Source organism: Allobosea sp. CRIB-10, from assembly GCF_900112185.1.
In the GTDB taxonomy this organism is placed as follows: Bacteria; Pseudomonadota; Alphaproteobacteria; order Rhizobiales; family Beijerinckiaceae; genus Allobosea.
On record NZ_FOKP01000003.1, the window covers coordinates 169,959 to 190,547 of the forward strand.

The following is a 20,589-nucleotide window of genomic DNA, read 5'->3' on the forward strand; positions in this document are numbered from 1 at the left end:
ACGCGATTGAGAAAACCTTTCCAGGACCTGTGAATGTCTCTGGTATCGCTGGGAAATCCGCCTGATCGCATGATCTTCGGGCGGTATGGTAAAATGCAGTTAAAACTGAATGGAGAGTCGACACAGGCTCAGGCGCCGCCCGGCCGCAGTGATCAAGCAGGGGCTCTCAACTGGGGCGTCGAGCCGGATGCCGGCCAGTTCGGCGCCAACAGCGCTGAAGCGCGGCAATCGCCGTGGCCGGAACTAAAACCATAGTCGGGCACGGCCGCAGCCGGACGCGCCCCGCTCTGACCATTGCGCGGAAGCCGAAGGCGAGCGTTCCGCACGTTTGTCAAGCCGCGGCTACAAAGCCAGTTCCGAAAACACCGGCTCGACCTTGCCGCCCCAAGCGCCCTGCTCGCGCACGGCCAGGCGCTCGGCGAGCGTACGGCCGCTCTCCGCGATGACGGCGACCGGTTCGAGATAGACCGTCTCGTCGCGCCCTTGCCCGTCGAGCCTAGCCCGGCGGGCGAGGCCGGCGCGCGACAACTCGACCACCTCGCGGGCGAGGTCCCGCAGCGGGCGGTTCCCGATCCGGGCGTTCAGCCCCGCCTTCGGCACCGTGTCGCGCAGGTGCTGGCGCTCCTCGGTGCTCCAGCCCTTGACCAGGTCCCAGGCCGCAGCGAGCGCGCCGTCGTCATAGAGCAGGCCGACCCAAAAGGCCGGCAGCGCATTCAGCATCTCCACCGGGCCGGCATCGGCGCCGCGCATCTCGATATAGCGCTTCAGCCGCACTTCCGGGAACAAGGTCCCGAGATGGTTGACCCAGTCCGACATGGTGGCGCGCTCGCCCGGCAATTGCGGGAGCCTGCCGGCGAGCAGGTCGCGGAAGGAGGAGCCGGCGACGTCGTGATAGGTGTCGCCGCGCTTGACGAAATACATGGGCACGTCGAGCGCCCAATCGACATAGGCCTCATAGGACATGCCTGCGTCGAAGGCGAAGGGCAGCATGCCGGAGCGGGCATTGTCGGTGTCGCGCCAGATCTCGGAGCGCATCGACTGGAAACCGTTGAGCTTGCCTTCGCTCAAGGGCGAGGCGGCGAAGAGCGCCGCCGCCAGCGGCTGCAGGGCGAGCGAGACCCGCAATTTGCGCACCATGTCGGTCTCGCTGGCGAAGTCGAGATTCACCTGCACCGTGCAGGTGCGGAACATCATGTCGAGGCCGCGCGTGCCGACCTTCGGCATGTAATTCTTCATGATCTGATAGCGCCGCTTCGGCATCATCGGCGTCTGCTCGCGGGTCCAGAGCGGCGAGTGCCCGAGCGGCAGGAAGCCGATGCCATGCGGCTGCGCCACCGCCTTCAGATCCATGAGGTGCTGGTCGAGTTCGCTGGCCGTCTCATGCACATTTGCAAGCGGCGCGCCGGAGAGCTCGAACTGGCCGCCGGGCTCCAGCGAGATCGCGCCGCCGCCGTCCGGACCCGCGAGGCCGATGACATGGCCGGCATCGAGGATCGGCTCCCAGCCGAGGCGCGTCTGCATGCCCTCGAGCAGCTGCCTGATGCCGCCACTGCGGCCGGCGGCAGCGCCCTCATAGGGAACCGGGCTGAGATCGTCGCGATAGAACGGGAATTTCTCGTGCTCGGTACCGAGCCTGAATTCGGAAGCCGGCTTTTCACCCTGCGCGATCCAGCCGACGAGTTCGGCCTTCGAGCTGATCGGAGTCGAATCGGATACGTCGCGGGCCATTTGCGCTCCGGCATGCGTGCACCGGCGCGCCGCCTGCCGATTGGGGCAGCCGGCCGCGCGCCTGATCGAGTGCGACAGGAGCAGCAGGAGCGAACGCCCCGCCACGCCACGCGCTGAGGAGCGCCAGCAATAGGCGAGCGGCGACCATCCGACAACGACCGCAAACGCGTGCGGATACGCGCCGACCTTGCATCAATGCATGATCGTAAAGCTGTCAGGCCGCACCGCGCAGCAGATTTGCACCTTTCGGCACGAGGCCGTCATCGTCCACGCGCGTCTGCGCGGCGATCCAGTCGGTGACGGCGACAAGGCCGGCACTTTGCCCGCCGGAGCCGGCGCGCGCCTCCTCGAAGATCGCGAGTTGCATGTCGGCACTGGTGCCGCCGGCGATGATCGTGCGGCAATGGGCGAGATCGAGCCCGCAGCCAAGCACGGCGGCATCCTCGTCGAGGACCTCCAGCAGCTCGTCCAGCACCTGCCCGACCGGCAGCATGGCGCGGCGCTTCTCACAGACGAAGCCGCCATGCAGGCCATAGCGCTGCGCGCGCCAGATGTTCTCGCCAGCGAGGGCGCGCGAGGCGGCGGTCAAATCGGCGTTGAGTCCGGGGTTGCGGGCGAGATGGCGCACCAGGCAGCGATAGAGCGCGGTGATGGCGAGCGTGTCGTCGAGCCGGGTGCAGCTGTCGGCGACGCGCAGCTCTAGCGTCGGGTGCTGGTGCGAGGGCCGGATCGCCCACCAGATGAAGCTGGAATCGCGCATGGCCCCCGAGGCCACCATGGTATCGACATAGGTCCGGTAGTCGGCGGCGTCGGTGAAGAGCTCCGGCAGACCGGTGCGCGGCAATTCGGCATAGGCGCAGAGCCGGTAGCCCATCAACCCGGTGCGCCGCCCCTGCCAGAAGGGCGAGGAGGTCGAGAGCGCGAGCAGCAGCGGCAGATAAGGCAGCATCCTGACCATGATCGAGATGCGCTGGTCCTCGTCGGGCACCTCGACATGGACATGCAGGCCGCAGAGCTGGTTGCGGCTGCCGAGCATCTGCAGATCGCGCATGATGCCGTCATAGCGCTTGGCTTCGGTGGCGCGCTGGCGCACCCAGACGGCGCTCGGATGGGTGCCGCTGGCGAGCAGGAGCATGCTGTGCTCGCGCGCGAGTGCGGCGAGCCCCGAGCGCAGCCGGTGCAGGCAATGGCGGGCCTGGGTCATGCTTTCGCAGACAGGCGTCGCCACCTCGATCTGCGATTGCAGCATCTCGCGTTGCAGTTCTTCCGGGAAGGCGGCCTGCGCCGCCTCGATGAAACGCGGTGCGATCTTGCGCACGGCGCCGCGGCTTTCAGCGTCGGACAGGAAATATTCTTCCTCGACGCCGAAGCGGTAGGCGCTGCTCACCATGATGTCTCTCCCCCGTGGCGGGCCGCTCCGAAGCGAAGCAGCGGCGCCAGACTGCCAGTCAATGAGTCGGAACTGCGACCAGCGGCGCAGTTTCCACGCCTAAACGCGGAAGCAGCCGTGGCGTTCCAAGCGGCAGCGAAGAGGCCGAAGCCTTGTAAGTCACGGAGCTATCTGGTGGACCAATCGCCGAGCGTCGCCTGGACGACGGCGAGCGCCGCGACCGCAGCGGTATCGGCCCGCAGGACGCGCGGGCCGAGCGAGAGGCGCAGCACCCGCTGGCGCTGGAGAATCAGCTTGCGCTCCGATTCGTCGAAGCCGCCCTCCGGACCGATCAGCACCGCGAGCGGCCCGCGCGGCGCCGCTTGCAGGGCGGCGATGGGGCTCTCCGGTTCCTGTGCCTCGTCGCAGAAGATCAGCAGCCGTTCGGGCTCGAGCGCAGCCAGCGCCGCGGCGAGCGGCTGCTCCGGCCTGATCTGCGGCAAGGCGAGGATGCCGCATTGCTCGGCCGCCTCGATCGCATTGGCGGCGAGTCGGTCGAGATTGAGCCGGGAGACCTGGGTGAAGCGGGTCAGCACCGGCTGGAGCACGCCCGCACCCATCTCGACCGCCTTCTGCGCCATATAGTCGAGCCGCGCATGCTTCAGCGGCGCGAAGAGATAGATGAGATCGGGCGCCGGCGGCTGCGGTCGTGCCAGCTGCAGCGCCTCGAGGCTGGCCTGCTTGCGTCCCTCCGCCCTGATCGCGCAGAGCCACTCGCCATCGCGGCCGTTGAAGGCGAGGATCGTGTCGCCGCTGCGCAATCTCAGCACGTTGAGCAGATAATTGGCCTGATCGCGCGCGAGTTCCAGCACGGCGCCTGCCATCAGCGGCGCCTCGCAATACAGCCGGTGCTTGGTGAAATCCCGCATGCGCTTCGAATCCGATCCCGTCTGAACGGCGCGAAAGTCGCCACAATCCCACGCTATCGGCAAGCGGATCGAGGCGAAATGCGAGCCGGCGCTTGTTGGCGCACGGCTCTGGCTGTTATGGAAAGGCCCGCAGCGCCGGGACGGGCGTGGGTGACGGGACAAGAGCGGAGCGGATGATGCGGCGATACGCGACCCTGAAGCTGGCGGCGATGCTGGCTGGGCTGGGCCTGGCCGAGCCGGCATTGGCGCAGGTGCCCTCGGGCTGCGAGAACATCCAGAAGCTGATGCAGGAGCGCCAGTCGATCGTCGGGCAGCTCAATGCGAACGCCAAGGCCAAGCGCAAGATGACGCCGCAGCAGGCCTGCAGCATCCTGGGCCGGCTGGTCGGCAACGGCAACACCTTGATCAAGTTCGCCACGGCCAATCAGGACTGGTGCCAGATTCCGCCGACCTTCGTCGAGGGCATGAAGGCCGACAACGAGAAGGCTGGCGCGGTTCGCGGCCAGGCCTGCAATGCGGTGAAGCAGCAGGCGCAGATGCAGCGCCGCGCCCAGCAGCAGGCACAGCAGCAGAGCGCCAACCCGTTCGGCGGCGCCGATTCCATCACCGGCGGCCCGATGCGCGTGCCGCAGGGCGCGCTCTAAATCGGCCGGCGCCGCCATGGCGTCGTCCCCAAACGTCACCGACACGCCGCTTCCCGACGCGCTCAAGGGCCATTGGGTCGATACGCGCGCGCCGAAACGCCTGCGCCCCTATCTCAAGCTCGCCAGGATCGAGCGCCCGATCGGCTGGCAGCTCTTGCTGCTGCCGTGCTGGTGGGCCGCCGGGCTCGCGGCGATCTCGGCCGGGCTGCCTTTCCCCAATCTCTGGCACTGCCTCTTTTTCCTGATCGGCGCGATCGTGATGCGCGGCGCCGGCTCGACCTTCAACGACATCGTCGACCGCAAGCTCGACGCGCAAGTGGCGCGCACCCGCGGCCGGCCCTTGCCCTCCGGTCAGGTCAGCCCGAAGCAGGCCGCCCTCTTCATGGTCGGCCTGTCGCTGGTCGGCTTCGTCGTGCTGCTGCAGTTCAATCGCTTCACGGTGATCGCCGGCATCGCCTCGCTGGCGATCGTCGCGATCTACCCGTTCATGAAGCGGATCACCAACATGCCGCAATTCGTGCTCGGCCTCGCCTTCTCCTGGGGCGGGCTCGTCGGCTGGAGCGCGGTGTTCGGCCAACTGGATGCCCCGGCCTATCTGATCTATGCCGCCGCGGTGTTCTGGACGATCGGCTACGACACGATCTACGCGATGCAGGACATCGAGGACGACGTGATCGCCGGGATCAAGTCGAGCGCCCGCTATTTCGGCGCCTTCACCCAGCAGGCGGTCGGGCTCTGCTATGGCGCGACGATCGCGCTCGCCGGCGTCGCTGCCTGGCTCGCGGGCGCGGGGCCCGTCGCCTTCATCGGTCTCGGGCTGTTCGCGCTGCACCTGGGCTGGCAGGTCCACAGCATTGCCGGGGCCGACGGGCCCACGGCGTTGAAGCTGTTCCGGTCGAACTGGCATGCCGGCCTGCTGCTCGCAGCCGGCTTTGCGCTCGACGCGCTGGTGAAGTTCGCGTTCTAGAGCATTTTTTAGGCGAAGTGGACACCGGTTCGCGTGAAGAAAATGCGATAAAACAAGGATCTAGAACATTTCCGCGATTCGAAGAATTGCGGAATTGCTCTAGGATAGAACCTCACCCTTGATCACCACCGGGCGCTCGGCCAAGCGGCTGGTCTTGCGCCGGGTCAGGAAGCGCGGCCGGCGGCCGGCGAGCAAGGCATGCCGACGGCGGATGCGGATCGCACCCAGCGCGACCCGGCCGACCTGCGGATAAGGCTCGGTGATCGCGCCGTCGCTGGTTTCGAGCAGAAGCGGCAGGCCGCTGACCCGGCCGGCATCGCGCCAGACGGCGATGGCATCGTCCTGGTCGAGAACGGCGACGACGACCGAGCGGCCATCGCCAGCGGTCAGAGCGAGCTGGAAACGGTCATCGTCGGCGATCGCGGCGCCGGCGAGGCGCAGCGCGATGCCGCGCCAACCAGAGCCGCCGCGCAGGATGCGTACCGGCCCGACGCGCTCGATGCGGGGTCCGTCGGACTGCTGCGGCGCAGGCGCCGGCTGTGAGGGCTGTCCGCTCTGGTTATGTGCGCTGCCGGGGAAGATCGGCGCGCAGCCGACATCCCCGGCAGCCGGCGTGACGCTGGCCATCGGTTTTAACGCCTCTCTTCAAATCCCTGCTGCCCGGAACCCTCTGGCGATGCGGGGTTCTCGGACTTTGCAGGCACGAGATTGGCCGCAAGGGTTGTCCGAGCGCTTAAGCTTGAGGGTTAAACAAAGGTGATGAAGCGGTTTTCGGCCCTCTTCCGGTCGGTTTCCCGGTTGATGCTTGACGGAATCTTTCTGGCGATGGTGGCTTTTTCATTGTTCATCCGCCTCGCAAAGCCGTAACGAAGCCCGATGACATCGACACCACTGCCAATCGCCCGTGAACTTCTGCCCGCCGTCGAAGCCGCTTGCCGCGAAGCCGGTGGGCTCGCGCTCGACCTGTTCCGCCCCGGCGCGAAGACCGCGGCGAAAACCTGGTCCAAGGCCGGCGGCTCGCCGGTGACGGAAGCCGATATCGGCGTCGACACCTTCCTGAACATGCGCCTCTCGGCCCTGCTGCCGGAGGCGGCCTGGCTCTCGGAGGAGACGGCCGACGATACGATCCGCCTGTCGCGCCGCTTCGTCTGGGTGGTCGACCCGATCGACGGCACCCGCGCCTTCATGTCGGGCTCGCCCGATTGGGCGGTCTGCGTCGCCCTGCTCGACGAAGGCAGGCCCGTCCTCGGCGTCGTGCATGCGCCCGCGGCAGCGACGACCTATACGGCGACCGGCGGCGGCGGTGCGCTGAGCAATGGCAGACCGATCCGGACGACCGGTCTCGCGACGCTCACCGGCGCCCGCATCGCCGGCCCCAAGCCGATGCTCGAGGCGCTGGCACGACATGAGAGCTTCATCGCCGCCGACAAGATTCCGTCGCTGGCGCTGCGCCTGACCCGCATCGCCGACGGCAGCATCGATGCCGGGCTGGTTTCGCCCGATGCGCGCGACTGGGACCTCGCCGCCGCCGACCTCATCCTCGCCGAAGCCGACGGGCGGGTCGTGACCGCGGAAGGCGCTTCCTTGAGCTATAACCGCGAGGTGCCGGTCCATGGCATGCTGATGGCATCCGGGAGCGGCCTCGCCGCGCCGCTCGCCGAGGCGCTGCGTCGCTTGCGCGAAAGCCAGCCGCAGCATGGGTGAGCGCGGCGCAACGCCGCTGCCGCGACGTCAGGGCATAAACTGCCGGAAATAACCGCAATTTGTTGGCGATCGGCCCTCGCGTGCGCGCAGCTGATGGCTTATCTGATCGCACGGCGAAAATGCGGGCGAGCACGGTCGGGGCAGGTCCGGCCATGCGTCGGCTCGCTGTCGGCAGAGATTTTCAGGACACCGATCGGAGACGGACGATGAGCACGAGCCAGGACACCAAGCAGCTGCTGCACCTCGTGATCGGCGGCGAACTGAGCTCGCTCGACGGAGTCGAGTTCAAGGACCTCTCCAAGCTCGACATTGTCGGCGTCTACCCCAATTACGCCGCCGCCCATGCCGCTTGGAAGGCGAAGGCGCAACAGACCGTCGATCAGGCCCAGACCCGCTATTTCGTCGTCCACCTGCATCGCCTGCTCGATCCCTCGACAGCCCAGAGCTGATCTGAAAGACGCTACAGTCCGGTTCGATGGGATTTTCGCTGCTCAAGACGAAGTTCGCGCAGGAGGCGCTCGGGCGCAGCCTCGCCTATTATCTGCGCCTGGTCCGGCGCACGAACCGCTTCGTCGTCGAGCCGGCCGATGTCTATGAGCAGGTCCGCGGCGAGCTGCCGCTGATCATCGCGATGTGGCACGGCCAGCACGTCATGATCCCGTTCGCCCGGCCGGACTGGATGCCATCCTGCTCGCTGGTCTCGCGCCATGGCGATGGCGGCTTCAACGCAGTGGCGCTGCGCGAGCTCGGCATCGGCGCGATCCGCGGATCGGGCGCCTCGGGCAAGAAGGTCCGCGAGAAGGGCGGCGCGCCCGCCTTCCTCGCCATGGTCCGGCGGCTCGCCGCCGGCGACACCATGGTGCTGACCGCCGACATCCCCAAGCGCGCCCGCATCTGCGGCCCGGGCATCGTCCAATTGGCGCGCGCCTCGGGGCGGCCAATCCACCCGATAGCGGTGGTGACCAGCCGGCGGATCGACTTCAACAGCTGGGATCGCGCCTCGATCGGCCTGCCCTTCGGCCGCGGCGCCATCGTCGTCGGCGATCCCGTGCGGGTCGCGCGCGAGGCGGATGAGGCGACCTGCGAGGCGGCGCGCCTCGCCGTCCAGGCGGGGCTGGATGCCGTGCACGAGCGCGCTTATGCGCTGATCGGCGCGCGCGACCCCGGCGCCGGCCTGCGCGAGGCCCAGGCCGCAAAGGCTCTTGCCAGAGCCGACGCCGCATGATCGGCCGCAGCTTCATCATCCAGGTCTATCGGACGCTGACCGCCCTGCTTGAGCCGGCCGCCGCCGGCCTGCTGCTCTGGCGACGCCGGCGCGGCAAGGAGGATCCGGCCCGGCTCTCGGAGCGGCGCGGGCATCCGAGCGTCGAGCGGCCGGCGAAGACGCTGGTCTGGCTGCACGGCGCCAGCGTCGGCGAGACGGTGACGCTGCTGCCGCTGATCGAACGCCTGCAGCGGCGCGGGCTCGCGGTGCTGGTGACCTCGGGCACCGTGACCTCGGCGCGGCTTTTGTCGCAGCGGCTGCCGGCCGGGACGATCCACCAGTTCCTGCCGCTGGACGTGCCGCGCTATATGCGCCGCTTCCTCGACCATTGGCAGCCCGATCTCGGCCTGATCTGCGAATCCGAGATCTGGCCGAACCTGATGATCGAATCCGGCAAGCGCGGCGTGCCGCTCGTCCTGGTCAATGCGCGCATGTCGGAGCGCTCCTTCCGGCGCTGGTACAAACTCCCCAAGACCTCGCGCTATCTGCTCTCCGGCTTCGACCGCTGCCTGGCGCAGTCGCAGGAGGACGGGCAGCGCCTCGCCCAGCTCGGCGCGCCACGCGTCAGCATCGCCGGCAATCTCAAATTCGACGTTCCCGCGCTGCCGGCCGATCCCAATACGCTCGCTTTGCTCGATGGCCTTGTCGCCGGCCGGCCGGTCTGGGTCGCCGCCTCGACCCATCCGGGCGAGGAGGAGGACGTGCTCGCCGCCCATCTCGGTGTCAGCGCGCATCTGCCCAAGCTCCTCACCATCGTCGTGCCGCGCCATCCCGATCGTGGCGGCGAGGTCGCGGCGTTGGCGCAGGCCAACGGCGTCGCCAGCGCCCGCCGTTCGCTCGGCCACCTGCCCGAGCGCGACATCGACTTCTACATCGCCGACACGCTCGGCGATCTCGGCCTGTTCTACCGGCTGGCGCCGGTCGCCTTCATCGGTGGCTCGCTCGCCCCGATCGGCGGCCACAACCCGATCGAGCCGGCCAAGCTCGGCTGCGCCCTGCTGCATGGCCCGCTCATCCACAAATCCGCCGATCTCTTCGCCGCTTTCGACGCCGGCGGCGGCGCCATCCAGGTCGCCGACCGGCAGGAGCTCGCCCAGGCCGTGCATCGCTGGCTCAGCGATCCGGCCGCAGCCCGCCAGGCCGCACGAGCCGCGGCCCGCACCAGCACCGAGCTCAGCGGCGCGCTCGACCGCACGGTCCAGGCGATCGAGCCACTGCTGCTGCGCGCCACGATCGGTCAACGGGAGAGCGTGGAGTGATGCGCGCGCCGGGCTTCTGGTGGCGCTCGCCGCCATCCGCCCTCGCCTGGCTGCTGCAACCCTTCGGAGCGCTCTACGGCGCGATCACGCTGCAGCGAATGCGTCGCCCCGGCGCCGAGACCGGCATCCCGGTGATCTGCGTCGGGAATTTCGTCGCGGGCGGCGCCGGCAAGACGCCGACCACTCTGGCGCTCGCCTCCAGGCTCTCTGCGCTGGGCGAGACGCCCTTCGCTCTGACCCGTGGCTATGGCGGCAGGCTGCCCGGCCCTTTGCGTGTCGACCCGGCCCAGCACGGTCCCGGGGATGTCGGCGATGAACCACTGCTGCTGGCCTCCCGCCTGCCGACGATCGTGGCCCGCGAACGGCCTGCGGGCGCTTTGCTCGCGCGCGAGGCCGGCGCCAGCCTCGTCCTGATGGATGACGGGCTGCAGAACCCCTCGCTGCACAAGGATCTGCGGCTGGCGGTGGTCGACGGCGCGGTCGGCGTCGGCAACGGCCTGTGCCTGCCGGCCGGACCGCTCCGTGCGCCGCTCGCCGGCCAGCTCGGGCAGATCGATGCGATCGTCCTGATCGGCGAAGGCGCGGCAGGCGAGCATGTCGCTGCCGCGGCAGCCGCTGCCGGCAAAGGCGTGCTGCGAGCGAGGCTCGTACCGCCAGCCGATATCCAGGCGCAGCTCGCCGGCCTGCCGGTTCTGGCGGTATCGGGAATCGGCCGGCCCGGGAAGTTCGCGGCGACATTGCGCGCCGCCAGAGTCCGGCTCATCGGCGAGCACGCCTATGGCGACCATCACGCCTATACGGCGGGCGAGGTCACGGCGCTGATCACCGAGGCGAAAGCGAAAGCCTGCCGCATCGCCGTCACCGAGAAGGACATGGTCAAGCTGGCGCCGCTCTGGCCCGCGGCGGAGCGCTCGCTGCTGCTATGCGTGCCGGTTGCGCTAGCCTTCGAGGACGAAGCGGCCCTCGATGCGCTGTTGCGCGAATGCCTTGCAAAAACCCGGTCAGGCGCGCCCGGCACGGCGCAAGCGCAATAGCACGGCCTCGGGCGAGACATAGGCCTCCTGCCAGTCCACAGACCAGTAGCGCAGATCCTCGAGCCGGATCGGCGCGCCGGTGACGGCGCAGCGGACGAAGGCGCCGGGACGCACGACACGGAACTCGCCATGGCCGTAATCGACCAGCGCTTCCGATCCGGAGGGAGGCAGGCGTTCGTTGATGTTCATCACGGAGCCGGGCGATCGAGCGGCGGAAAGCTAACGTACAGGTTGCAGTACGGCGCAACCATCTCTGAATCAACGCATTGTTCCAGCATGGTCTTTCTGTGATAGCGTCAGTTGCGATGATGTCCAGCCTGACCCGCGCCAAGACCCTGGCGATTGGTCTACTCTCCCTGCTCGCGGCGCCCGCGATCGCGGGCGGCTACGAACGCGTCCGTATCCCACACGACGACTACCAGCTCGATGCGGTGATGTTCCGCCCGGCGGGGCCGGGCCCTTTCCCCGCGGTCGTCGCCCTGCATGGTTGCGGGGGCCTCTGGCGCGAGCCGAACAAGCTCTCGACACGGCACAGCGATTGGGGTGAGCGCCTGGCCGCGACCGGACTGATCGTGCTGATGCCCGACAGCTACGGCTCGCGCGGACTCGGTTCGCAATGCGGCGTCAAGGACGTCACCATTCGCGCCAGCCGCGAGCGCGTCGGCGACGCGATGGCGGCCCGCCGCTGGCTGCAGGACCGCCCCGATGTGCGCCGCGACGCGATCGCGTTGCTGGGCTGGTCCGGCGGCGGCTCGACCCTGCTCGCCGCGATCCGCAAGGACCGCAGGCCGGCCGACCGCCAGCCCGATTTCACCCGCGCCGTGGCGTTCTATCCGGGCTGCCGCACCCAGTCGGAGTCGGGCAGCTTCGAGGCGCGCCTGCCGACCCTGATCCTGATGGGCGATGCCGACGACTGGACGCCGCCCGGCCCTTGCGACTTCCTCGCCAAATCCGCCCGCGCTCGCGGCGAGCCGGTCGAGCTCGTGCTCTATCCCGGCGCGGTGCATGATTTCGATCACCCCCGCCTGGACAAGCGCGAGAAGGAAGGCGTCGCCTATTCGGCCTCCGGGACCGGCAAGGTCACGATCGGCACCGACCCCGCAGCACGCGACGACGCGATCAAGCGGGTCAAGGCCTTCCTGATGGGCAAATAAGCCGGCGGAGGCCTCGGGTGGCTATCGCACCGAGGCTGCGAGCGCCACAGCGGGCTTGTCGCCGAGAAGCGAACGCGCAATGTCCTGCGCCAGGCAGGCATAGCCGGCATCGCTCATATGGAAGCGGTCGCCGGCGAGCGCGGCCATGAAACCATCAGCATCGCGCTGGTACCAGCCCAGCATCGCCTGATAGCGGGAGAGCACCGGGACAGCCTGCGCCCGGGCGATTTCGGCGATGGCGTCGACATAGGCGCGATAGCGCGCCGTCTCCTTGATGCCGGGATAGAACTGCGGGTCGAGGATGACGAGCCGGGTTTTGGCCCGCTTGGCAGCCGCGATCCCGTCGGCGACGAGATTGCGGAAGGTGCCGAGATCGCCGCCGGTCACGGCGTCGTTGGTCCCGACCTGCCAGATCACCAGATCGTAGCGGCCGTCCGCCAAGGCGCCCTTGAGACGCGAGAGCGTCTGCGGCGCGGTCTCGCCGCCGATGCCGGCATTGACCATCTCGATGGATCGGCCAGAGAGCCCCTCGCGCAGCAATGAGCTGAGCCGAGCCGGATAGGTCTTGTCCTTGCCGCTGGCGCCGATCCCTTCGGTCGAGGACGAGCCGATGGCGAGGATGCGCAAGGAGGAGCTGCCCTTGCTCCAGGCCGAAGCGAGATCGGCGGCATCGCGCGTCAGAGTCGTCGGCTTGCAGATGAATTCGGATGCGCTCGCCTGCTGCGGCGGCAGGCCGATGAAGGCAAGCATCGCAAAGGCGCAAGCAAGGCCTGTCCGGAAACCGGCGAGCATCAAGGAGCATTCCCCCAACCGCTATCAGCCAGCGATTATCCAGAGCTAGCTGAACGCTGTCTGAACGGGAGCCGGCTCACCCAAATTGGTGGTGAATGAGCGGTTTTCGGAATGTCAGAACAGATCGCCCTGCCCGCTCCCGCCGGCCGGCTTGCGGGAGGCCTGTCGAGGCGCGCCCCCGCCCGGCACGATCGCACCGAAACTGCCATCGGCCAGCGTGACCTGCAGGGCCAATCCCGGCCGCGCCGCCGCAGCGCTGCGCAGCAGATTGCCGTCCTCGTCGCGCACCAGCGCATAGCCGCGCGCCAGCACCGCCTGCGGCCCGAGCGAGGCGGCGAGCGCCCAGACGCCGTCGAGCCGGTCGCGGCGGCGCTGGATCTGACGGCTGAAGGCCGCGACCGCGCGCGCAGTGATCGCGTCAAGCCGGTCGCCGGCACGGGCGATGCGGTCGCGCTCGGCGCGAAGCAGTGCACCCCGCGCCGCCGCGAGGCGCTTGCCGAGTCCGTCGAGCCGAGCCGCATGGGTCGCGAGCCGCGCCGCCGGCGATTGCGCATGCAGGCGCCGGTCGAGTTGGGCGAGGCGCTGCTCATAGGCGCGGGCGTTACGGGCCAGGGCCGGGCCAAGCTTGGCCGCTGCGAGATCGAGCCGCTGGCGCGGCGCCGCCAGCAAGGTTTCGGGCGTCGGCAAAGCGCGGGCGAGCGCGCGCAGATCGCTCCGGCGCCGCTCTGACAGGCGCAGGGTCGCTCCCGACAGCCGGCGCGACAGGTCGGTCACCTGCGCCAGCAATTCGGCCCGAACCGGCACGACCTTTTCGGCTGCGCCGGTCGGCGTGGGGCTGCGCAGATCGGCGGCATGGTCGATCAGGGTGACATCGGTCTCGTGGCCGACGGCCGAGACCAGCGGGATCAGCGAGGCGGCGGCGGCGCGCACCACCACCTCCTCATTGAAGCCCATCAGGTCTTCGAGCGAGCCGCCGCCACGCGCGACGATGATCACATCGGGGCGCGGGATCCGGCCGTTCTCGGGAAGCGCATTGAATCCGGTGATCGCATTGGCGACCTCGGCCGCACTGGTCTCGCCCTGGACGCGCACCGGCCAAACCAGGACATGGCGCGGAAAGCGCTCCTCCAGCCGGTGCAGGATGTCGCGGATGACGGCGCCGGTCGGTGACGTCACGACGCCGACGACGCGCGGCAGGAACGGGATGAGCTGCTTGCGGCCCGGATCGAACAGTCCCTCGGCCGCGAGCTTCTTCCTGCGTTCCTCCAGCAGCGCCATCAGCGCGCCGATGCCGGCCGGCTCCAGCGAATCGATGATGATCTGGTAGCTCGACTTGCCGGCGAAGGTGGTGATCTTGCCGGTGGCGATCACCTCGAGCCCTTCCTGGGGCTTGGTCTTCAGCCGGCCGAACACGCCCTTCCAGATCACGGCGTCGATCTTGGCGTTGGCGTCCTTCAGCGAGAAATAGACATGGCCGGAGCCGACCGGCCCGCGATAGCCGGAGATTTCGCCGCGGACGCGCACGAAACCGAAGGCGTCCTCCAGCGTGCGCTTGAGCGCGCCGGAGAGGTCGGAGACCGACCATTCGGGGGCGTTGCCGGCGGGTTGAGGCGATTCGCTGTCCATGGATCGTATTTAACGACACGAGGACGCGAGCAGAAGCGTTGCTCCGTCAGCGCGCGGCAGCTATTGCGCCTTCGAGCAAGCGGAGAGATGCGATGAACATTCTTCTGATCGGGTCCGGCGGGCGTGAGCATGCCCTGGCCTGGGCGATCTCGGCCTCCCCGCTCTGCGACAAGCTCTTCATCGCGCCCGGCAATCCCGGCACTGCGCAATGCGGCGAGAATGTCGTGCTCGATATCGCCGACCACCGCGCCGTCGCCGATTTCTGCAAGCTGATGGGCGTCGGCCTCGTCGTCGTCGGGCCGGAAGGCCCGCTGGTCGAGGGGATCGTCGACGACCTCGAAGCTGCGGGCATCAAGAGCTTCGGCCCTTCCAGGGCGGCGGCGCAGCTCGAAGGCTCGAAGGCCTTCACCAAGGAACTCTGCGCCGAGTTCGGCATCCCGACCGCCGCCTTCGCCCGCTTCACCGACGAGGCCGCGGCGAAGGCATATGTCGCGAAAACCGGTGCGCCGCTGGTGATCAAGGCCGACGGTCTCGCGGCCGGCAAAGGCGTGATCATGGCCGAGACCATCGAGCAGGCCAATGACGCGCTGGCGATGATGTTCTCGGGCGGGCTCGGTGCCGCCGGCGCCGAGGTGGTGATCGAGGAATGGATGGTCGGCGAGGAAGCCAGCTTCTTCGCGCTCTGCGACGGCACCCATGCCCTGCCCCTCGCCTCGGCCCAGGACCACAAGCGCGCCTTCGACGGCGACACCGGCCCGAACACCGGCGGCATGGGCGCCTATTCGCCGGCTCCAGTCATGACCAAGGCAATGGAAGAGCAGGTCATGGCTGAGATCGTCCGGCCGACCCTGGCCGGCATGAACCAGCGCGGCACGCCGTTCAAGGGCGTGCTCTTCGCCGGGCTGATGATCACGGCGGATGGTCCCAAGCTGATCGAATACAACACCCGCTTCGGCGATCCCGAATGCGAGGTGCTGATGCCGCGGCTGAAGAGCGACCTGGTGCCGGCGCTGCTCGCCGCCCGCGACGGCGTGCTCAATGCCGTCGACCTGCGCTGGTCCGACGAGGTCGCGCTGACGGTTGTGATGGCGGCGAAGGGCTATCCCGGCACGCCGGAGAAGGGCAGCGTCATCAAGGGCATCGACAAGGCTGCGGCCGCCAAGGACGTGCTCGTCTTCCACGCCGGCACGCAGGCAAACGGCGAAGAGATCGTCGCCAATGGCGGACGCGTACTCAATGTGGTGGCTCTCGGCAGGAGCGTCAGCGAGGCGCAGGCCAAGGCCTATGCCGCGGTCGACCTGATCGACTGGCCGGGCGGCTTCTGCCGGCGCGACATCGGCTGGCAGGCGGTGAAGCGCGAGCGCGAAGGCTGACAGGGCGAGCGAGACGTCATATATATCGAGAAGCAAGCGATATATACGCGAGGATGCCATGGTCATCCTGATCAAGGATCCCGAGACCGACCGTATCGTCCGCGAACTGGCCGCACGCACGGGCAAGACGATCACCGATGCGGTCAAGTCAGCGGCGGAGCGCGAGCTCGCTGAGCTGCCCCCACGCAAGGGACGGATCGACATGGAGAAGCTGGAGCGAACGCTCGCTGAAATCCGCTCCTATCCCAGGATCAACGAGCATCTGACCGATGACGAAATCATTGGCTACGATGAGAACGGCCTTCCCTCGTGATCAGCTCGCCGATCGTCGTCGACAGCTCGGCGATCATCGCCATCCTTCGCAACGAGCCTGAACGAGACAGGCTGCTCGCCGCGCTCAACGCCAGTGCCGCCAACTTCTGCTCGATGGTGACCTTCGTTGAGAGCTTCATGGTTTCCACGAACCGCAACGCCGATGCTCCAGTCGCCTTGCATCTAAGATTGCTCGAAGATCTTGGCATCGAAGCCGCCCCGCTGGACCAGAAGCAAGCCGTCCTCGCAGCCGAAGCTTTCGCTCGCTTCGGCAAGGGCCGCCACCCCGCAAAGCTCAACCTCGGCGACTGCTTCTCCTATGCTCTTGCCAAATCCTTGAACGCGCCTCTGCTCTACAAGGGCGAGGATTTCGGCCGGACCGACCTCGTCGCGGCCGTAGCATCACAGGAGTTGCGGCCATGACCAATATCGACAGCCTCTTCCTCGGCTTCGAGGCGCGCTGGATCGACGGGCCGATCGGCAAGATCTTCGCCCGCGTCGGCGGCGAGGGGCCACCGGTGGTGCTGATCCACGGCTTCCCGCAGACCCATGCCGAATGGCACGAGATGGCAGGCGAACTGGCCAAGACCCATACCGTCGTCTGCCCGGATCTGCGCGGCTATGGCTGGTCGGCGGCACCGCATGGCGATGGCGGCAAGGCGCTCTACAGCAAGCGCGGCATGGGCGAGGACATCATCGCCGCGATGAGCGCGCTCGGCTTCAACCGCTTCGCCGTGATCGGTCATGACCGCGGCGCCCGCGTCGCCTATCGCCTCGCGCTCGACCATCCCGGCCGGGTCGAGCGGCTCGTCCTGCTCGACATCCTGCCGACCGTCTCGATGTGGGACGGCATGAACGCGGCGCGCGCCATGCAGGTCTATCACTGGACCTTCCTGGCCCAGCCCGAGCCGGTGCCGGAAAAGCTGATCCAGGCCGACCCCGCCGGCTGGCTCGACCACACGATCGCGAGCTGGACGCGGGCCAAGAAGATCGAGGCCTTCCACCCGCTCGCAATGGCCGCCTACGCCGAATCCTTCAACGACCCCTCGCGCATCCATGCCGCCTGCGAGGATTATCGCGCCGGCGCCACCACCGATCTCGAGCACGACAAGGCCGATCTCGGGGCGGGAAAAAAGATCCTCTGCCCGGTGCTGGTGCTCTGGGGCGAGGCCGGCATCCCGGCCAAGGGCGCAAGCCCGCTCGCAATCTGGCGCGAGACCTTCGCGCCGCAGGCGGAGGGACAGGCGATCGCCAGCGGCCATTTCCTGCCTGAGGAGAATCCGCAGGGCACGCTCGCGGCGGTGAAACCTTTCCTTGCAAGAGAGGTTGCCTGAACGGTTCCCGCACCGCAACATCAGGGCATGACCAGCATCTCCAGCCCCCTTGCCCGCCTGCCCGATCCGTCCGGGCCCGAGCTCGTCCTCGTGCTCGGCTCGGGCGGGGCGCGCGGGCTCAGCCATATCCCGGTGCTGGAGGCCCTCGATGAGCTCGGGCTGAAGCCTGCGCTGATCGCCGGCTCGTCGATGGGCGCGATCGTCGGCGCCGCCTATGCCGCGGGGCTCTCCGGCCGCGATCTGCGCGCCCATGTCGAGGCGAGCTTCCGCGACCGCGCCCGGGTGATCGCCAGGCTGCTCGAAGCCCGCATCGGCAAGATCGCCGATCTCTGGCGCGGCGGGCTCGGCAATCCCGTGCTGATCGACGGCGAACGCCTGCTCGACCTGTTCTGGCCGCAGGCCGTGCCTGATCGCTTCGAGGAGCTCGGGATCCCTTTCCTCAGCGTCGCGACCGACTATCATCTGCATGACGAGGTCATCCTCGGCAGCGGCCCGCTGACGCCGGCCGTCGCCGCCTCGCTGGCGATCCCCGGCCTGGTCAAGCCGGTGACGATCGGCGGGCGGGTGCTGATCGATGGGGGCGCGATCAACCCCCTGCCCTATGATCGCCTGCTCGGACCGGGACGCCTCGTGCTCGCGGTCGACACCAGCGCGCCGGCGACCGTCAGCGACAGCCGCGTGCCGGAGCCGCTGGAAGCCATGGTCGGCGTCTCGCAGATCCTGACGCGGGCGCTGGTCCAACGCATGATCGAGCGCCAGCCGCCGGATATCCTGATCCGCGCCGGTGGCGAGGGCTTCGGCGGGCTCGACTTCTTCCGCTGGCAGGCGATCCTCGAGGCCGCCGAGCCGGCGAAGGACGAGGTCAAGCGGAGGCTGTCAGAGGCTCTCGACCGGGCGGCGTGACGGCCTCTGGCTCGTCACAGCGGAAGCCCGGCAGGCCGGCCTCCAGCGCTGCGCGCCCCTCATCCGTCAGGAGGACGGCACGGCTGTCCCTGACCCGCATCACCCAACCGGCCTCGAAGCAGCGGCAGGCCAAAGCCGCCGCGAGCGAGCCGGCGAGATGCGGCCGGCGCTCGCTCCAGTCGAGGCAAGGGCGGAGCGCCGCCCGCCTGCCTTTGCTCGCCGCTGCCGGATCGATCCCGAGCCCGGCGAAGAGTGCGACGCCGGAGCGCGTCAGGCCATAGCCGCCGTCGGCGACAGTCAGATGCCCACCGGCGACGAGCGCATCATGAATAGCGATGCCGAGGCGGCCGGCGAAATGATCGTAGCAGGTGCGGGCGCGGGCGAGATCGGCGCCGACGCGCGAGGGCAAGCGTCGCCCGTTCGCCTGCCCGCCCGACAGGACCATCAGCCCTTCCAGCGCGGCAGCCACCTCCGGTCCCGCCAGCCGGTAATAGCGATGGCGGCCCTGCACGGCGACGTCGAGCAGGCCGCCCTGCATCAGCTTGGCAAGGTGGCCGCTCGCCGTCTGCGGCGCGACGCCGGCCAGGAAGGCGAGTTCCTTTGCCGTCAGCGCGCGCCCGTCCATCAGCGCGTGCAGCATGTTGGCGCGGGCGGGGTCGCCCATCAGATGCGCGATCTCGGCGAGATAGGGTCCGTGCATGGCCATGGCTCGACGCCTCCATTGTGGCTGCCATGATGACGCCCATGCCGGTCCAGGCAAGCAGGGACGCTACGGCCGGGACCGTAGTATCCGCTCGCGACAGCACCGGGCAGCACTGCCACAAGCGATCCGACGCAATCGACCGACAGGGCTGGCAGGACCATGGACCAGACGACGCTCCTCACCTTCATCGCCGCGACCTTCGTGCTCGCCGGCTTCGTCAAGGGCGTGATCGGGCTCGGCCTGCCGACGATCGCAGTCGGCGTGCTCGGCGTGGTGATGGCGCCGGCACAGGCCGCCGCGCTGCTGGTCATCCCCAACCTCGTCACCAATAGCTGGCAGCTGACCGGGCCGAAGCTCAAGGCAATCGCCATCCGGCTCTGGCCGATGCTGGCCGGGACCTGCGTCGGCACCTGGGCCGGTGCCGGTCTCTTGGAGAAGGCCAAGGACGGTTCTGCGACGCTCTGGCTCGGCATCGCGCTGGTGCTCTATGCGCTGGTCGGTTTGAGGGCCGCCAAGCTGCGCGTGCCTGCGAGCGCCGAGATCTGGCTCGGCCCGCTGGTCGGCGTCATCACCGGCGCCGCCACCGCCGCGACCGGCGTTTTCGTGCTGCCGGCCGTGCCCTATCTGCAGGCCCTCGGCTTCGACAAGGACGAACTGGTGCAGGCGCTCGGCCTCTCCTTCATCGTCTCGACGATCGCGCTGTCCTTCGGGCTTGTCGGCGCCGGAGCGCTCGACCTGAAGGTCGCTGGCGCCTCGCTGCTGGCGCTGCTGCCGGCACTGGCCGGGATGTGGTTCGGCCAGGCGATCCGCCAGCGGATCTCGGCTGCGACCTTCAAGCTCTGCTTCTTCGCCGGGCTATTGGCGCTGGGCGGCTATCTGGTCGTCCGGACCTTGCTCTGAGCTGAACTCAACGCCCGCGCCCAGCATAGGCCAGGCGGCGGCTGCGCTTCTTGCCATACCAGGCGATCTCGCGGTCACCGACATCGACATGGACGAGGCCGTTCGAATAGGAACCGACACCGCCGACAGCTTCGATCGTCTTGGCGGCGGCCGCGGCGTTCCGCGGCGAGGTGGCGAGCGGGCGGAAATCGATGGCGTTGCCGCGATAGTGCTGGGAGTTGCGGGCGTGGCGGCCGCCGCAGGTCGAGGTGATCTGGATCGGGCCGATCTTCGCGGTGAGCTCCTTGATCATGCCGAGGGTTTCCGGCTTCAGGCAGCTCAGCCCCTTCACCTGCGGCTGGAACGAGATCTTCGCGAGATGGGTATCGGCGGCGAAGGAGGGGGACGCTGACCAACAGGCCGCGGACAGCGCAGCCAACGCAACTTTACGCATAATGGAGATTTACCGATTTAGGGGAATGGAATGCTCAAGCCACCATTCCATGGTCTGGCCGAGCAGTGCAGCGGCGACCTACGGGCGATACGAGGCAAAAACATGGCAACGGATGCCAGCAACGCCCTGAGCGATCAACTTTCTGCTCCTCTACTCCATCG

At 68.4% G+C, this 20,589-nt stretch carries 24 protein-coding genes; 15 read left to right on the forward strand and 9 right to left on the reverse strand.

Annotated elements, in window-relative coordinates; all coding sequences use genetic code 11:
• Nucleotides 1-33: 33 nt before the first annotated feature.
• The gene (locus BMZ69_RS31010; protein WP_139218981.1) at nt 34-255 is read left to right on the forward strand and encodes a hypothetical protein; all 222 of its coding nucleotides are present in this window, start codon (nt 34-36) and stop codon (nt 253-255) included.
• Nucleotides 256-342: 87 nt separating this feature from the next.
• Here BMZ69_RS31010 and BMZ69_RS05905 read toward each other — a convergent pair whose 3' ends face one another.
• From BMZ69_RS05905 to BMZ69_RS05915, 3 genes are all read right to left on the reverse strand, one after another.
• Nucleotides 343-1,728 (reverse strand): glutamate--cysteine ligase, encoded by a 1,386-nt coding sequence (locus BMZ69_RS05905; RefSeq protein ID WP_092155637.1) that lies wholly within the window; start codon nt 1,726-1,728, stop codon nt 343-345.
• A gap of 214 nt (nt 1,729-1,942) precedes the next feature.
• Entirely contained in the window at nt 1,943-3,118 is a 1,176-nt protein-coding gene (locus tag BMZ69_RS05910; RefSeq protein WP_092155638.1) for a carboxylate-amine ligase, read from the reverse strand.
• Nucleotides 3,119-3,285: 167 nt separating this feature from the next.
• Nucleotides 3,286-4,026 carry a 16S rRNA (uracil(1498)-N(3))-methyltransferase gene (locus BMZ69_RS05915; protein WP_092155639.1) on the reverse strand — a complete coding sequence of 247 codons (741 nt, stop codon included), beginning with the start codon at nt 4,024-4,026 and terminating at the stop codon, nt 3,286-3,288.
• 176 nt (nt 4,027-4,202) lie between these two features.
• Here BMZ69_RS05915 and BMZ69_RS05920 point away from each other — a divergent pair, with 176 nt between their 5' ends.
• A complete protein-coding gene (locus BMZ69_RS05920; protein WP_139218982.1) occupies nt 4,203-4,670 on the forward strand; it encodes a hypothetical protein in 468 nt (155 codons plus the stop codon).
• A gap of 16 nt (nt 4,671-4,686) precedes the next feature.
• On the forward strand, nt 4,687-5,637 hold the full coding sequence (gene ubiA / locus BMZ69_RS05925) for a 4-hydroxybenzoate octaprenyltransferase (protein WP_092155641.1): 951 nt from the start codon (nt 4,687-4,689) through the stop codon (nt 5,635-5,637).
• A gap of 99 nt (nt 5,638-5,736) precedes the next feature.
• Here ubiA and BMZ69_RS05930 read toward each other — a convergent pair whose 3' ends face one another.
• Nucleotides 5,737-6,264 carry a DUF6101 family protein gene (locus BMZ69_RS05930; protein ID WP_092155642.1) on the reverse strand — a complete coding sequence of 176 codons (528 nt, stop codon included), beginning with the start codon at nt 6,262-6,264 and terminating at the stop codon, nt 5,737-5,739.
• Nucleotides 6,265-6,513: 249 nt separating this feature from the next.
• On the opposite strand from BMZ69_RS05930, the gene BMZ69_RS05935 reads away from it, so the two are divergent.
• The 5 genes from BMZ69_RS05935 to lpxK all read left to right on the forward strand — a co-directional run bounded on the left by BMZ69_RS05935 (nt 6,514) and on the right by lpxK (nt 10,898).
• Entirely contained in the window at nt 6,514-7,341 is an 828-nt protein-coding gene (locus tag BMZ69_RS05935) for a 3'(2'),5'-bisphosphate nucleotidase CysQ (protein ID WP_092155643.1), read from the forward strand.
• Nucleotides 7,342-7,547: 206 nt separating this feature from the next.
• Complete coding sequence (locus BMZ69_RS05940; protein WP_092155644.1) at nt 7,548-7,790, forward strand: DUF4170 domain-containing protein; 243 nt, start codon at nt 7,548-7,550, stop codon at nt 7,788-7,790.
• A gap of 26 nt (nt 7,791-7,816) precedes the next feature.
• The gene (locus BMZ69_RS05945; RefSeq protein ID WP_092155645.1) at nt 7,817-8,566 is read left to right on the forward strand and encodes a lysophospholipid acyltransferase family protein; all 750 of its coding nucleotides are present in this window, start codon (nt 7,817-7,819) and stop codon (nt 8,564-8,566) included.
• Complete coding sequence (locus BMZ69_RS05950) at nt 8,563-9,864, forward strand: 3-deoxy-D-manno-octulosonic acid transferase (protein ID WP_092155646.1); 1,302 nt, start codon at nt 8,563-8,565, stop codon at nt 9,862-9,864. Before BMZ69_RS05945 ends, BMZ69_RS05950 begins: the two co-directional genes overlap by 4 nt.
• Nucleotides 9,864-10,898 carry a tetraacyldisaccharide 4'-kinase gene (lpxK, locus tag BMZ69_RS05955; RefSeq protein ID WP_092155647.1) on the forward strand — a complete coding sequence of 345 codons (1,035 nt, stop codon included), beginning with the start codon at nt 9,864-9,866 and terminating at the stop codon, nt 10,896-10,898. The genes BMZ69_RS05950 and lpxK overlap by 1 nt, the downstream gene beginning before the upstream one ends.
• Here the strand turns inward: lpxK and BMZ69_RS05960 are convergent.
• Nucleotides 10,866-11,087 carry a DUF2093 domain-containing protein gene (locus BMZ69_RS05960; RefSeq protein ID WP_092155648.1) on the reverse strand — a complete coding sequence of 74 codons (222 nt, stop codon included), beginning with the start codon at nt 11,085-11,087 and terminating at the stop codon, nt 10,866-10,868. The genes lpxK and BMZ69_RS05960 overlap by 33 nt on opposite strands.
• Before the next feature lie 119 nt (nt 11,088-11,206).
• On the opposite strand from BMZ69_RS05960, the gene BMZ69_RS05965 reads away from it, so the two are divergent.
• Nucleotides 11,207-12,052: a dienelactone hydrolase family protein gene (locus BMZ69_RS05965; RefSeq protein ID WP_092155837.1), complete on the forward strand. Its 846-nt coding sequence runs from the start codon at nt 11,207-11,209 to the stop codon at nt 12,050-12,052.
• Between the two features lie 21 nt (nt 12,053-12,073).
• On the opposite strand, the gene BMZ69_RS05970 is transcribed toward BMZ69_RS05965, so the two are convergent.
• Nucleotides 12,074-12,844: an SGNH/GDSL hydrolase family protein gene (locus tag BMZ69_RS05970; protein ID WP_092155649.1), complete on the reverse strand. Its 771-nt coding sequence runs from the start codon at nt 12,842-12,844 to the stop codon at nt 12,074-12,076.
• Between the two features lie 114 nt (nt 12,845-12,958).
• Nucleotides 12,959-14,470, reverse strand: a complete 1,512-nt coding sequence (gene xseA / locus BMZ69_RS05975; protein ID WP_092155650.1) for an exodeoxyribonuclease VII large subunit — start codon at nt 14,468-14,470, stop codon at nt 12,959-12,961.
• Nucleotides 14,471-14,562: 92 nt separating this feature from the next.
• Here xseA and purD point away from each other — a divergent pair, with 92 nt between their 5' ends.
• From purD to BMZ69_RS06000, 5 genes are read left to right on the forward strand one after another with little or no spacing between them, the layout of a single operon-like run.
• Nucleotides 14,563-15,843, forward strand: coding sequence for a phosphoribosylamine--glycine ligase (gene purD / locus BMZ69_RS05980; protein WP_092155651.1), 1,281 nt, complete (start codon nt 14,563-14,565; stop codon nt 15,841-15,843).
• 58 nt (nt 15,844-15,901) lie between these two features.
• Nucleotides 15,902-16,156 (forward strand): type II toxin-antitoxin system VapB family antitoxin, encoded by a 255-nt coding sequence (locus BMZ69_RS05985; RefSeq protein ID WP_092155652.1) that lies wholly within the window; start codon nt 15,902-15,904, stop codon nt 16,154-16,156.
• Nucleotides 16,153-16,578, forward strand: coding sequence for a type II toxin-antitoxin system VapC family toxin (locus tag BMZ69_RS05990; protein WP_210187994.1), 426 nt, complete (start codon nt 16,153-16,155; stop codon nt 16,576-16,578). Before BMZ69_RS05985 ends, BMZ69_RS05990 begins: the two co-directional genes overlap by 4 nt.
• A complete protein-coding gene (locus tag BMZ69_RS05995) occupies nt 16,575-17,489 on the forward strand; it encodes an alpha/beta fold hydrolase (protein WP_092155653.1) in 915 nt (304 codons plus the stop codon). Before BMZ69_RS05990 ends, BMZ69_RS05995 begins: the two co-directional genes overlap by 4 nt.
• Before the next feature lie 27 nt (nt 17,490-17,516).
• The gene (locus BMZ69_RS06000; protein WP_092155654.1) at nt 17,517-18,392 is read left to right on the forward strand and encodes a patatin-like phospholipase family protein; all 876 of its coding nucleotides are present in this window, start codon (nt 17,517-17,519) and stop codon (nt 18,390-18,392) included.
• Here the strand turns inward: BMZ69_RS06000 and BMZ69_RS06005 are convergent.
• Nucleotides 18,352-19,098 (reverse strand): ArsR/SmtB family transcription factor, encoded by a 747-nt coding sequence (locus BMZ69_RS06005; protein ID WP_092155655.1) that lies wholly within the window; start codon nt 19,096-19,098, stop codon nt 18,352-18,354. The genes BMZ69_RS06000 and BMZ69_RS06005 overlap by 41 nt on opposite strands.
• Before the next feature lie 156 nt (nt 19,099-19,254).
• On the opposite strand from BMZ69_RS06005, the gene BMZ69_RS06010 reads away from it, so the two are divergent.
• Entirely contained in the window at nt 19,255-19,995 is a 741-nt protein-coding gene (locus tag BMZ69_RS06010; protein ID WP_092155656.1) for a sulfite exporter TauE/SafE family protein, read from the forward strand.
• Nucleotides 19,996-20,002: 7 nt separating this feature from the next.
• Here the strand turns inward: BMZ69_RS06010 and BMZ69_RS06015 are convergent, their stop codons facing one another.
• Complete coding sequence (locus BMZ69_RS06015; RefSeq protein WP_092155657.1) at nt 20,003-20,413, reverse strand: D-Ala-D-Ala carboxypeptidase family metallohydrolase; 411 nt, start codon at nt 20,411-20,413, stop codon at nt 20,003-20,005.
• Nucleotides 20,414-20,589 lie beyond the last annotated feature (176 nt).